Below are 13,588 nucleotides of genomic sequence, written 5' to 3'. Positions count from 1 at the left end.
ATAGTTAATTAATTTAAACATATCTTATTTCTATGTCCGCTACACAACCTGCCGTTGTAGCCAATAATTCTAAATAATTTGAACTATTTTTGTTAACATTATTAGTGATTGTTATCCATCCAGTATCCATTTCGCTTGTCCCATCCCCAAAAGGTCCAATTACAGCATTATTATTTATTTTTAAGTTTAAACCATTTGGAAATGCAGGTATTTGAGTAGTTACTCCAGAACCTACTCGTGTCTTATTAGTATATACCATATAACCACCACAACCTTTACTGGCATTTGAACGATAATGACTATGTAGGTGTTCGCCATGATTATGTTCTGTAATAGTGGAACTTGGTTTTCTACCGAATATTCTTATTTCTACTGCACTGGCATAATCAGGTATAAAAAAATATATCTTTTCATCGTAAGTAGTATTTATTACACCAGAAGTTTTTGATATTATTTTAGATGCGTTTGCAACAAAATTATCATAGGTATTAAGTAAATATGCAAGTTTAGAATGTAGGTCAATAAACCAATTTTCAACAGTTTCTTCTTGATTTGAAGAGCGTATAACTCCACAAACGTCTATGTTTGCTCTTTCATCAATTATATCTTCCAGGGTTAAGTAATTCCTACCGCCAGTAACTTTAACCTGTGCAATTGAGAGTTCGTAAACATTTTCATCTCTCGTCAATATAGGTGGTTGAGGATTGTCAGAAGTTGCACCTGTTAAGAGCATTAATTTAATGTTTCTATTCGATTCAGAGTTATCGAGTCTTAAAACTATTCTATCGATTCTATTTTGCCCGGGAGATAAAGCCATGTGTGAAAATTCAATCGGTTCAGTGTTTTTATAATACTTACCGTTAATCATTGCAGTTCCTACACCAACTGAAGTTTTCATATTTTGACCATTGGCAGAAACTTTTAAATTATCGTAAAGACCACTTACTCCATTAGAGACAAACATTTTAAAAAAATCTGCAAAATCTTCCGCACTATAAAGCCTTTCGTCAGCACCTACGCTGTCAAACGGCATTGAAAATTCCATTTTATCACCTAAATGAAATATTTTATAAATTTAATTGTTAAATTGTTAATTAGTCGTTAAATAACGAATTAATGAATAAATGAATTATAATAAAGATTTAATAATTTTAAATAAGTCGAGTGTTTTATCAAAATATTATTTTGTAAAAAAATAAAAGATATTTATTTTAAAACAAAATCTTTCTCACTTTTAATCAACTACCAAATATAGTTCTCCTTATACGAAATAGCTAGATTACCAACTTCTGCTTCATTTGCAGTCGTATATTCTATTTCGTTTCCACCCACTCGAAGTTTAAAAAGTCTTGAATCTGGATTTAAATAGTTAAAAGCTCTTACTTTTGATGTTTCAGTTAAAAGCTCAATATTTTTATTTTTTGTATCTATTATTAGTTTTTCATGAACCGTTAACGATTTTCTTAATTTTATGATTTCATTCGTTGTATTGTTTTTAATCTCAATCGGTGCAGTCATCGGTCCTGAAATTACAAGAATGTAATCAACATCTAAATCTCCGTTATTTTCAATGATTGTGGTACTTAAACGGGTTCCCATTGGTATACCTGCTTTAGTTGTAGAAAATGGGAATTTAAACAAACCCGTTGAGGAAGTTACTTCTTTTTTAATTAGTTTTGACTTTAATATTGGAGCTGGGCAGTAGATTTCAACTAAAAACTTTTGATAATCGTAAGTCGAGTATTCAAACTTTGGAACTGTATTTGCTATAAATTCGATTGATTTTTCTACATTATCTTCAATGTAGGTTAAAGTTCCTTTTTTCTTTGGATTGAATACTTTTCTAAGTAAATTAATGTTTTCTTTGATATTACTTGTGATAATACCTTTCAATTTAAATTTTAAAGGTTTTAATTGGTTATCTACGTAAATTTCTCCATCAATAAATGGAGATTTTAAAGTATGAATCTTTGATTTAATTTCTGAAGTACCCGGTAATCCTAAAAATATTACTTCAAAATCTTTTTCACCCATTAACAACTCATGGTTATCTGTTTTGACTTTTATTTTCATCATAATAAATCACCTGAGTTTAAAGCTGCGGTGTATTCTTCCACCTGTTCAAGCATTTCAGATAATGATTTTATTTGAGGATTATTAATCGTAAGATTTATATTATTTTTTTCTTTATCCTTATCTTTGTCTTCACCTTCGTGTGCAGGCTTGAAAAATTCAGTTTTAAGCTTTTCTATCTCGGCTATTGCATTTTTAAGTTCATCTGCACCCGATAATTCTATTTGATACGCGGAAAAATCAACTTCTTCTAACAATTTTATAGGTTCTACTCCAGGAAGTGCTGCTGCATTGATACATCGTATTAAAGAATTTGCCATATTTACGATATTATTTAAGCTGGATTCAACAAACTCTACAATACCATTCCAAGCATCTTTTATACTTGAAGAAACATTAATCCATAAATTTATGACGAATTTTGCAAAGTTTATCAGATTATCTACCATCGGCTCGATGGATTTCAGCATATTTGCCCATATTGTATCCCAATTATTATAAAGCCATGTTACACCTTTGAATACCCATTCAAATGCTTTAAATGCTTGAGTTACAAACCATGCTAAGGATTTAGCCAAGTTTGTGATAGTAGTTCTAATACCGCCAAAGTCTTCTTCCCACGCTTTGAAAAGCCAATTTATGACTTCTTTAATTTTTTCAAGCCATATTTTACTATTTTCACATAGCCATTGTAGCAGAGGTGGTATTCCAGTCAATACATTTGCTAAAAAGTTTGAAACTTGACTAATTAATGAATCTATCCATGAAAAATCCATGGAATCCACTTTTTCACATATGAAATCGAAAAGTTCAGTAAAATTGTCCGCACCCGTTTGGAGGCAATCAATAACCGTTATAATAGTATCTTGTACTACAGTAGAATTTATTATTTGATCATATAATGAAGTTATATACTCCATAACTCTATTGATAACTCCAGATATTCTTTCTGCTATTCCCCCAAAGCTTTCTTTAAGTTTTTCAACTTTTTCTTGAATTCCGCCATAATTTTCTTCCCATGCTTTTTTAAAAGCACTTATTGCGATAGTTATTGTACCAACTACTGCAGCAATTGCCAATAATGGAGGTAACCAAGCTTGTATTGAGACCCCTGCAATTGTGGTAAAAATCCCTGCTAAAACTGGTTGTAATATGGTGCATAAGTCTATGACTGATGTAATTGCAATAAGTATATTTGAAATATCACCCATATTAGCCCCAATAGCTTCAAATATGCCACCTATTCCTGAAGAGTTAGAAGAATTTGAACCCTGACCTGAGCTTTGATTTGAACCCTGAGATTGTGTACTATTATTGGAACCACCAATTAGATTTTCCGCACTGTTGACACCTTTACCAATAGTCTCCATATGCGAACCTACTTCCGCTGTTTTTTCGCCAAGTTCTTTAATCTTGTCTTTATTGGAAACTATTTTTTGTCCAGCTTTTTCAAAAGAATCGCCTGTTTTCTTTCCAATTTTAACTAAGCTTTCTCCCGTAGATTCGATTGCACCTTTCATTTTTTTACTTGAGAAAAATGACATAATTGCACGTATGATTGACATCATAGTATTCACCCGTAGGTTATATTTATTTCTTAAATCGATAATTTAAGAAAATTATGGGGATTCTCAATAAATTAAACATAATTTAATTTATAATAGAATAATAATTAATCTAAATGGATTAAAAGTAATTTGAAATTTCTTTCTGATATTGAATAAGTTCATCGTTGGAAATCTTTTGAACACTACTACCTTTAGATTTACTTTTTTCAGAATATTCTTCGTTTAAGGAATTAACTAATACTGCATAATTAATTGAATAACACAATGTAGAATTCCTTGAAATACCGAGAATATCAGAAGGAAGAACCCCATAACGTTTTGCTATATAATCTATATTTCTACTGTTATTCCGCACGAAAGTTACTGATACCGTCTGGAACATTCAATTGCTTTAAAACAATCTCATTTGCCAAAAATTCTTTGTCTTCACCGGTTAATTGGTGCCATTTGATACCTGCAGGCTCTACAATGTTATTTTCTACCAATTGGGGGATTTTAGAAAATAAAAGACTACCTTTTTCAGCATTAGTCATTCCGACATCTTTATCTTTATCTTTATCTTTATTTTTTCCACTTTTTGCATTTTCAGATTCATTGAACATTTTTGCAAATATTACGGGGTCTTCAAAAGCTTCAATTACATCAATTGTGCTAATCGTTTTAATTCTAAAAACTACTCCCGAAGGTAATTTTACTTCCTTTGAACTATTTTTTAAATATTCTTCTACTGTAACCATTTTATCCCATAATTTTCAGTTATTTTATGAATATATTTAATATTAAATGATTAAATTTTAAAATATTACTTTTAAAATATTAATTTTCAGTTATTTTAGCTTAATTTACATTACCAATTATGCGATTATTTAAATTATTCCTCTAATAATGGAGGTAATTTTTCAATCAACACAATGTCATGGTTTGCATTTCCAATAATAAACTTAATTTGCTCTTGGAGTGCTTCTTCCTTACCGCTAGCTTTGAAATTAGGCTTTTCAAGTATCATAATGTTGTTAATTTGAACTGATTGCAAATATTCGTAATTATTTGATGTATCAAATAATGCCAATTGTAATGAAAATTTAGGTACTTTAGTCATTTTCCCATATCTAACACTCGGAAGTGTCTTTATTGACGCAGTTACATTTTTCAAAGTAGCAGGGAATGTTATTTCCGTTATTTTTGAGAATAAAGTGATACCCTTAACTATTTCTATGGCTTCATAGTGCAATTCTTCTTCAACGGGGTTTCCAAAGTAGTCTAAACCTTTAATTAATATTTTATCAGGGGTTATTGGTTGAGAACCAATAAGTTCTAACCTTAATATCGAAGGGCTTGTTAACTGTTTTCCAGACAGTTCAGAAATAGTTTCTCCAAATGTAGAGTATGTTTTAGCCACTCCTGTAGCTGAGTATGATACCACATCTTGGTCAGTACTAGTATGTGGCACTACACCGTTAAGTGCCATAAAACACCTGTGAGTACCTTTAATTGTAGTTATACTACCTTCTGCATCTATATTTTCACTTACGGACTTTAAAATACCTTCGTTAGTTTCAGTAGATATTACACTTTGTTTCATAGATAAATCTACTTCTACATAAGCTATTCTTTCAGATTTAACCTTATCATTAATTGTTAAAAATCCTTTACCCATTAATTTGTAATTGTTTAACTGATTAATGTCTAATCCTGGTGGTTGTGCATATCCCATTTTACTCACCTTTTGTAATTATGCCTATTTATCATTATTTGGTATTTTTAATTCTATTTTATAATTTTTATGTAATTATTTGATTTACATGGCTAATTTTGTAATTTATATATTATTAACTTTTTAATTTAATAATTAACATTAATTTAAAGTTAAATAATAAAATTAAAGTATGTAATATCTAATTTATTGAAATTACATACGTTAAGACATTCAGAGGTTATTTACCTATTAGTTATGGATTATTTTAAAATAAATAGTAAATTTTGTAGACTTATTATTTACAAATTTATGATATTATTCAAATTGGTAATTAAGAGTATTAAATCATGTAAACTAACAATATTTTAGCTCATAATTGATTTTAAACTTAAAAAAGTGCTAAACAACTAAAAACTTATTTACATTACATTTTACATTGTTTTAGGTGCTTTTCTTTTAAGTTCTGAAATTTCTTCATAGAAATTATCTTTTTCGACAGTTTCTTTTGCTATTTTGTTCATTCTGAACTCTAAAAGTTCTCTTTCTAAGTATTTAATGTCTTTTTTCACAGATTCTAATTCTATATCTTTTTTAAGAGATTCTACTTCATCTCTTGCAATGAATCTTACTAAATCTCTTTGAGTGTGCATTAATTGTTCGCTATCGTCTTTTTTGCTAAATAGTCCCATTATTTCACCTTTAGTAGTGTAGCTATTTACATCAGCAACTATGTTGCTAAATTAAAAGCACAATGGGACTTTATAAAGTCTAATTTTTGAATTCAATCCCGGACTTTATAAAGTCTAACTGCTCAACACATTATAAAACAAAATATATCAAATTGCGATTCTATATCGCTGGTGGTAAGAATTAAAAATTAAAATTAAAATTAAAATTAAATTAGAAATTAAATTTATACTGTAATCGTAAAAATAAGGATAAAAAAATTGTAAAATTTTAAAAAGGTGTTATTTTGACCATAAATTTAGATAAAAACTTTAAACAGTATCTAATAGCTTTATTCCTATTAGAAATTTCTTTAATAGGTTTTCAACAGTATAAAGCTTGTTTAATAACATTGGGGGTTTATCTGTGTATTTTAGCAGTATTCCATAACTATTATTTTCCAGATTTTGAAAAAATATTCAATTATAACATTAAAAAATGTAAATTGGATAATTACAAACGAGTCAAAACGGTTACGCCTCTTGTTAACAATGATACGAAAGTATCAACAGAATACGAAGAACCAAAAAATAAAGAAAATTCTATTTATGAACCTGTTGGAGATGGGTTTAAAAATAGTATTTAGCTATTTTGGGCTCAATCTTACATTAATTCCATTTATTAAGTTCTTGTTTGATTTTTTAATTGGTTAATAAAATTAAAATATAAATGAATATTAAATCAGGTGTTTTACAATGATATTTCCAGAAGAAAAAGAAGAAAAAGAGAAAGAAAATAAATTAAACGATATGATATTTGATAAATTACTTCCATTTGTAGAATATCCAAATGAAGTTATTTCTAAAAACCGTAAAAAAGAATTAATAGATTCTTTAGATGAGTTAATCGGCGAATCCACAACTAATGAAGAGTTAAACTATAAAAAAGTATTGAATCAATTATATGAAAGTTGCTTTTCTTTAAAAGTAATAAATGAAGTTGAATATACGTATTTAATCCAACTTATGACATTTTATGTATTATGTTTAAGTTCTGAAATTCCATTTAAATTTGAAAAATTTTGTTAATTATTATTTTTGATTTTTAGTTTTTTAAGATGATGGACTTGAAATGTAATAAAAATATCAAATCTCCGATTTGACATGAAGCCGTCCGTCCATCGACAACGTAGTTGGCGAGCTATAAATCTGAAAGATTTATTTAAAGGCAGTTGGGCTTTCAACCAAACCCTTTTTACTCGTTTTACTCGTAAAAATCCTTTGATGGGAATTTAATAAGAAAATAAAAATATCAAATCTCCGATTTGACATGAAGCCGTCCGTCCATCGACAACGTAGTTGGCGAGCTATAAATCTGAAAGATTTATTTAAAGGCAGTTGGGCTTTCAATCCTTGTTTTAATGGAATTGCCACTGCGACATAATTCAATGCTTAAAACGTACGATAGCAACGCAATAAAGTTTCAATCCTTGTTTTAATGGAATTGCCACTGCGACACGAGTCTAAAATTAACTATCGAGGCTATAATATGGCAATATATAAGTTTCAATCCTTGTTTTAATGGATTATACCAAACCCTTTTTACTCGTTTTACTCGTAAAAATCCTTTGATGGGAATTTAATAAGAAAATAAAAATATCAAATCTCCGATTTGACATGAAGCCGTCCGCCCATCGACAACGTAGTTGGCGAGCTATAAATCTGAAAGATTTATTTAAAGGCAGTTGGGCTTTCAATCCTTGTTTTAATGGAATTGCCACTGCGACTCAATTAACATTCTGGAATAAGCCAAATCCTCACTGTTGTTTCAATCCTTGTTTTAATGGAATTGCCACTGCGACAGCCTGTAGGAATTGATGGGCAACAAGTGTAGCAGCTGCGTTTCAATCCTTGTTTTAATGGAATTGCCACTGCGACAATAGCAACAGTATTAGTACAAGGATGGAGCGAGGAGTTTCAATCCTTGTTTTAATGGAATTGCCACTGCGACCAAAACTTAGCAAAAGGATACCACATAACTGCAAATTGTTTCAATCCTTGTTTTAATGGAATTGCCACTGCGACCTACCCCCATTTCAAATATGAGATTTGATTTTAATAGTTTCAATCCTTGTTTTAATGGAATTGCCACTGCGACATTACATCTACAACTACTGTGGGGGATACTCAATATAGTTTCAATCCTTGTTTTAATGGAATTGCCACTGCGACTCCCCAACCAAGACCCTACTGGATAGGACCTACGGGGTTTCAATCCTTGTTTTAATGGAATTGCCACTGCGACACCAAACTAAATTATTACTCGGCAATAAGTACAAAATAAGACTTAATGATAAAATAAAGCTCTAGTTAACCGTATCACAAAATTTATTCAATCTGACAATATATAGTTTGTTTTGAACCCTATATAAAAGTTACCATTTGTATTTTAAAAATATAATTTGGGGTTAGTTGAATAAGTAAAAAGTAACTCTTTTAACGTTTAAAAAGTAACTAATAACCAATAATCAAACGATAGAAAATGAACCAACTATATTAGTAGTTATATGGGTTAGATAAAGCTAACATTAACCTATAAATTTTTCAACCCTAAAAAAAGGAGCTCAAAATGAGCTTAATAATTTTGGATTTTGAAATGCGTTATTACAAAGGTCACGTAAAAATCATACTAAGTATTACCCAGGTAATTTCAACTTTTATTTTGAAAATAAACAATATCCTCATCGCATATATTAAAAAAATTAATAAAGATTATATATTTCAATTAATAAATATATCATTATACAATTATACTTCAATAAGCGACATAGTAATTATGAGGGGGTTATCATGTCTTTAAAATTTATAAAAGGTAAGAAAGGAGATATGAGCGTTTTTGGAATTATGGCGATAATCGTTTTAATAATTTTAGTTGCATTGTTTTTGTTCATATTAAATAATTTCCCTGAATTATTGAACAATACTTTAAATAATACCTTCAACAGTACGTAATTTTAAATTTTTTTTACTATTTTTTTATTCTTTTCCAAAATTATCTTTTTATTTTTTGTCGTATGTTAATAATTAAATATTTATATGACATAGTATTACATAATTTATAAAAGTATTATCGAAGGTGAAAATATTTTTAAGAATAATAAAATAAGTAAAAGATTAGTAATACTATTATCTGTATTTCTAGCTTTAGTAGTCGCAATGTCCGGTTGTGTTACACATGCCGACGGGCAAAATAATGCAACTCCTCCTAATAATGTTGATTCCCAAAATAGTGCAAATAACAAAATAATAGTTGTAGATTCTTCAAATAGGACTGTATCCTTTGACAAACCTGTAACGAGGGTTGTTATTGAGAACATCAACCCTACAGAAGAAATATACGCACTCGGTAAAGCTGACAGTATTGTGGGCGTAACCGAAAGAGTTATTAAATATTCTGAAATTGGCAGATATCCTGCAAGTTTACAAAATAGAACCGTAATAGGTAAGATTAAAGAGCCTAATTACGAAAAAATCGCAGAATTACAACCTGATGTGGTAATTACATTTACAAGCATGCCTCCTTTGCCAGACGAGATGGGAAAAACCGTTGAACCATTTAATATAAAGGTTTTAGGTTTAGACCTCTACAGAATGGAAGTTTGGGAAGACGAAATCAGAACACTCGGCAAAATTTTAGCTGTCGAGGATAGCGTAACAAATGATTACATAAATTTCTTTAAAGATAAATGGACCCTCATAAAAGAGAGAACCGATAAAATAAATAAAGAAGACAGACCCGTTGTATATATGGAAGGAATTCCTACTTATTTATCATACGGTGGCGCAGGATATGGTTGTGGAATGCCTGGAATGATCGAAAGTTCCGGTGGTAACTACTTATTCCCTGACGTAGAAGCTCCTTCGTTTGAAGCTGATCCTGAAGAAGTAGCAAAAAGAAATCCTGACGTAATTATTAAAAATGTCGGTGGTGGACATAACTACACTGACGAAAGTGAATTAAAAAGAGTTTGGGACGAAGTAATGAACAGACCAGAACTTCAGCAAACTAATGCAGTTAAAAACGGCAGAGTTTATGTATTAAGCCAACAAGTATGTGCAGGTTCTAAGAAAAAAATCGGTCCAGTGTACATTTCAAAGATATTATATCCAGAAATGTTCAATGATACAAATCCAAATGGATTCTATTCAGACTATCTCGAAAACTATCTTGATATTGATTACCAAGGATATTACATTTACCCTGCATTAGAATAAGAATAAAAATAAGAATAAAAATAAGAATAAAAATAAGAATAAAAATAAGAATAAAATATATGATATATAAGAATGATAATGCCCTAAATTACTAATTTAAATGTAATAATTATATATAATTAGTATTACTATACTTATTAAATTAATTTTAACAAGTAAGGGAAAATATGAAAATTCCAGAAAATGATAGTATTTTAGAGCACTACAAAGAAAATAACAAAAAAGAGTCTGCAATATTTATTGCAGGCTTACTTTTACTTTTTTTAACCGTATTGTACTCTGCAACCGTAGGTTCGGCGGATATTTCACCAATAACTGTTTTCTATTCGATATTAAGTAAATTTATGCCCTTAGCAAATGTAGATGAATTTGCAAATTCAATGATATGGAATTTAAGACTTCCGAGGATAATTTTAGGCGTGATTGCAGGGGCAGGTTTTGCAATTGCGGGTTCTTCAATGCAGGGAATTACTAGAAACCCCCTTGTAAGCCCTTTTACAATAGGTATATCTGCAGCTGCAGCTTTTGGAGCTTCATTATCCATATATTTCGGAATATCTCATCTTGCAGGGGGCTACATAATAGTTTTATTTGCATTTATTGCCGCTTTAGCTTGTGCAGCCGTCGTTTTTAAGCTTGCAAGTTTAAAGCAAATGACTGTAAGTTCTATAATCCTTTCGGGTATCGCATTAAATTATTTTTTTAGTGCTTTAACCTCTACGCTTCATTTTTCAGCAGATGAACAACAATTGGCGGTAATGGTGCATTGGACGTTTGGTTCTCTTTCAAATATCGCTTGGGGCGACATACAGTTCATAGCAATAGTATTTGCAATATGTACGCCGATTTTATTAAAGAAATCATGGGATATAACATCTATTTCCATACTAGGTGACGATACGGCTAAAACCATGGGTATCAATACAAAAAATACTCGAAAAATAGTATTTTTAATATCTACTTTCTTAACTTCGGCCATAGTGTGTTTTACCGGAATTATTGGATTTGTTTGTCTTGTAGCGCCCCATATCACAAGGTATTTAATCGGTGGAGACTATAGAAAAGTTTTACCGTTTTCATGCGTAATTGGTGCTTTATTGTTACTTTTGGCAGATACATTTGGCAGAACCATATTTTCACCGGTTATCATACCTGTGGGTATTGTATTATCATTCGTGGGTGTACCACTATTTATAATACTAATGATAAAAAATTCGGAAGAATATTGGTAATTAATGGCTAAAAACTAAATTTGATAAATAATTAAATAGCTAAATAAAATAAACTAAAATAAACTAAAATAAAATAAAAGTAAAAAAGTAAAAAAGTAAAAAAGTAATAAAAAATAAAAAATAAAAATAAAGAATTATATATGTTTAATTAAATTTCAAAGGGATATTATGGAGATTTCACTTAATAATGTATCTTATGGATATAACAAATCAAAGCCAATTTTAAAAGATATATCTTTAAAAATAAATTGTACGGGTATCACATCTTTAATTGGCAGTAATGGTGCAGGAAAAAGTACTTTGCTAAAATGTATTTGTAAAATCCATAATTTACCTGAAAAATCTTCAATATTTTTAGATGACCAAAATATACATGATATTCCTTCAAAAGTATTTTCAAAGCGAGTTGCATACGTTTCGCAAAATATGAATTGCTTTTCACCTTCAAAAGTCTTTGATGTGGTACTTTTAGGCAGAAAACCTCATTTAAAATGGTCACCTAAAGAAAATGATTTAAAGGTTGTTTCAGAGGTGTTGGAGCTATTGGGTATTGACAATAAAATGGCAATGTCCAAATTCAATGAACTTTCGGGGGGAGAACGTCAAAAAGTACTCATTGCAAGAGCTTTGGCACAAGAGCCGGAATTATTAATTCTGGATGAGCCAACGAGTAATTTAGATATAAAACACCAGGTGGAAGTTTTATCAACTATTAAAAAAATATCTACTGAAAAAAATATGGGCGTTATCGTAGCAATACATGATTTAAATCTAGCGGTAGAATATTCTGACAATGTGATTATGTTAAAAGATGGTGAAATAAAATATGCCGGTAAACCAAACGAAATAATCTCTAAATCATCCATAAAAGAAATTTACGGAGTAAATGCCGAAATTGTGAATATCTTTGATAATCCCTATATTATAATTACAAAAAATTAAAAAATTAAAAATTAAAAAGTCAATAATTAAAAAAATTAATTATTTAAAGCTTAATAGTAATATTTAAAAAATAATTTACTAAATCTTCTATTTTATCAAATTTTAACCCGTAATCCTGATTTAAATTAGTATTTTCTTTAGAATCTTTAACATCTTTAGAAACTGGTCTTTTTACAACTATTAACGTAGCATCTGCCTCTTTTGTAGCTTCCATTTTTTCATAAAATCCGCCAGATTTTCCGCTATCTTTGGTTATAACTACATCACAGTTATAATCCAAAATTAAATGTTTGTTCAATTCTTTTGAAAATACACCCTGCATAGCAACTATATTTTTAGGTGGTAAAAGTTTTAACGCTTCACCAACTGAAACGGGTAACATTCTAGCTATTATTTTATGTTTATCATATCCTTTATTTTCAGAAAGTTCAACTACGCTTTTTAGATTTTTTATGCCTGCCATAAAGAAGATATTAGACTCTTTTTTATTAATTTCAAAAGCTTTAAGGATTGCATCTTCATAATCTTCTGCAAAAATTATATTATCATCTTCATAATCTTCTAAAGCACTCCCGGGTCTTTCGTACCTTAAATATTCAATATTTAATTCTTTACAAACTTTTAAACTGGTATTACTAGCTTTAACCGCATAAGGATGTGTAGCATCTATAAAATAATTTATTTCTTCCTCTGTTAACTTTTTTTTAAGTTCTTCATAAGGCATAGGTTTGGAAATTACTTTATCGGCGTTTATTTTTGCAATTTCTCCCCCAAAATCGGTTGCAGTAGTCACAATTATTTTTAATATATTATTTTTCTTTAAATTATCTTTTAAATCCTGCACAATCTTTGTAGCATCGCTTGTGCCACCCCGAACCCATATATTAAACTTTAAACCTTTTTTCATAAAATCGCCTGTATTTTATTGCCCAACTGCTTCTGCCCAACTGCCTTTGGGCGGACGGCGTAAAGGCAAATCTATCGATTTGCTTTTTAATATTTAACACGGGTTTGACCCGTTAAAAGCTTCTGCATAAGCCCTTTTTTTTGCATTTTTAAAAGTTCCAATTTTTCTTTTAAAATTTCTATGCCCAACTGCCTTTGGGCGGTCGGCAGAGAGTAAAATATTTTTATTTT

At 29.8% G+C, this 13,588-nt stretch carries 14 protein-coding genes and 1 CRISPR repeat array; of the genes, 6 read left to right on the top strand and 8 right to left on the bottom strand.

All coding sequences use genetic code 11. The features are described from left to right. Positions 1-13: 13 nt before the first annotated feature. The 7 genes from J2127_RS02460 to J2127_RS02430 all read right to left on the bottom strand — a co-directional run bounded on the left by J2127_RS02460 (position 14) and on the right by J2127_RS02430 (position 6,026). On the bottom strand, positions 14-1,045 hold the full coding sequence (locus J2127_RS02460; RefSeq protein WP_209731873.1) for a hypothetical protein: 1,032 nt from the start codon (positions 1,043-1,045) through the stop codon (positions 14-16). Between the two features lie 197 nt (positions 1,046-1,242). Beyond that, on the bottom strand, positions 1,243-2,076 hold the full coding sequence (locus J2127_RS02455) for a phage distal tail protein (RefSeq protein WP_209731872.1): 834 nt from the start codon (positions 2,074-2,076) through the stop codon (positions 1,243-1,245). Next, entirely contained in the window at positions 2,073-3,641 is a 1,569-nt protein-coding gene (locus J2127_RS02450) for a phage tail protein (RefSeq protein WP_209731871.1), read from the bottom strand. Before J2127_RS02450 ends, J2127_RS02455 begins: the two co-directional genes overlap by 4 nt. A gap of 118 nt (positions 3,642-3,759) precedes the next feature. After that, entirely contained in the window at positions 3,760-3,996 is a 237-nt protein-coding gene (locus tag J2127_RS02445; protein ID WP_209591766.1) for a hypothetical protein, read from the bottom strand. Beyond that, positions 3,986-4,378, bottom strand: a complete 393-nt coding sequence (locus J2127_RS02440; protein ID WP_209731870.1) for a hypothetical protein — start codon at positions 4,376-4,378, stop codon at positions 3,986-3,988. The genes J2127_RS02445 and J2127_RS02440 overlap by 11 nt, the downstream gene beginning before the upstream one ends. A 134-nt stretch (positions 4,379-4,512) precedes the next feature. After that, positions 4,513-5,355 (bottom strand): hypothetical protein, encoded by an 843-nt coding sequence (locus J2127_RS02435; protein WP_209731869.1) that lies wholly within the window; start codon positions 5,353-5,355, stop codon positions 4,513-4,515. A gap of 413 nt (positions 5,356-5,768) precedes the next feature. Next, positions 5,769-6,026, bottom strand: coding sequence for a hypothetical protein (locus tag J2127_RS02430; RefSeq protein WP_209731868.1), 258 nt, complete (start codon positions 6,024-6,026; stop codon positions 5,769-5,771). Positions 6,027-6,310: 284 nt separating this feature from the next. Between J2127_RS02430 and J2127_RS02425 the strand changes: the two genes are divergently transcribed. The 6 genes from J2127_RS02425 to J2127_RS02400 all read left to right on the top strand — a co-directional run bounded on the left by J2127_RS02425 (position 6,311) and on the right by J2127_RS02400 (position 12,451). Further along, complete coding sequence (locus J2127_RS02425) at positions 6,311-6,649, top strand: hypothetical protein (protein WP_209731867.1); 339 nt, start codon at positions 6,311-6,313, stop codon at positions 6,647-6,649. A 109-nt stretch (positions 6,650-6,758) separates the two neighbouring features. Continuing rightward, complete coding sequence (locus tag J2127_RS02420; protein ID WP_209731866.1) at positions 6,759-7,091, top strand: hypothetical protein; 333 nt, start codon at positions 6,759-6,761, stop codon at positions 7,089-7,091. 660 nt (positions 7,092-7,751) lie between these two features. Further along, positions 7,752-8,307: a CRISPR direct-repeat array (repeat unit 37 nt; unit sequence GTTTCAATCCTTGTTTTAATGGAATTGCCACTGCGAC). Positions 8,308-8,852: 545 nt separating this feature from the next. Further along, the gene (locus J2127_RS02415; protein ID WP_209731865.1) at positions 8,853-9,014 is read left to right on the top strand and encodes a hypothetical protein; all 162 of its coding nucleotides are present in this window, start codon (positions 8,853-8,855) and stop codon (positions 9,012-9,014) included. A 204-nt stretch (positions 9,015-9,218) separates the two neighbouring features. Beyond that, the gene (locus tag J2127_RS02410) at positions 9,219-10,277 is read left to right on the top strand and encodes an ABC transporter substrate-binding protein (RefSeq protein ID WP_209731864.1); all 1,059 of its coding nucleotides are present in this window, start codon (positions 9,219-9,221) and stop codon (positions 10,275-10,277) included. 167 nt (positions 10,278-10,444) lie between these two features. Further along, on the top strand, positions 10,445-11,509 hold the full coding sequence (locus tag J2127_RS02405; protein ID WP_209731863.1) for a FecCD family ABC transporter permease: 1,065 nt from the start codon (positions 10,445-10,447) through the stop codon (positions 11,507-11,509). Positions 11,510-11,677: 168 nt separating this feature from the next. Beyond that, positions 11,678-12,451 carry an ABC transporter ATP-binding protein gene (locus J2127_RS02400; protein ID WP_209731862.1) on the top strand — a complete coding sequence of 258 codons (774 nt, stop codon included), beginning with the start codon at positions 11,678-11,680 and terminating at the stop codon, positions 12,449-12,451. Between the two features lie 43 nt (positions 12,452-12,494). Here J2127_RS02400 and cobK read toward each other — a convergent pair whose 3' ends face one another. Next, positions 12,495-13,358 (bottom strand): precorrin-6A reductase, encoded by an 864-nt coding sequence (gene cobK, locus J2127_RS02395; RefSeq protein WP_209731861.1) that lies wholly within the window; start codon positions 13,356-13,358, stop codon positions 12,495-12,497. Between the last annotated feature and the right edge of the window lie 230 nt (positions 13,359-13,588).

Origin of the sequence: Methanococcus voltae (assembly GCF_017875395.1) — an archaeon.
GTDB classification, from domain to species: Archaea; AGJL01; Methanococci; order Methanococcales; family Methanococcaceae; genus Methanococcus; species Methanococcus voltae_C.
This window is presented reverse-complemented; position numbering and strand designations above follow the sequence as displayed.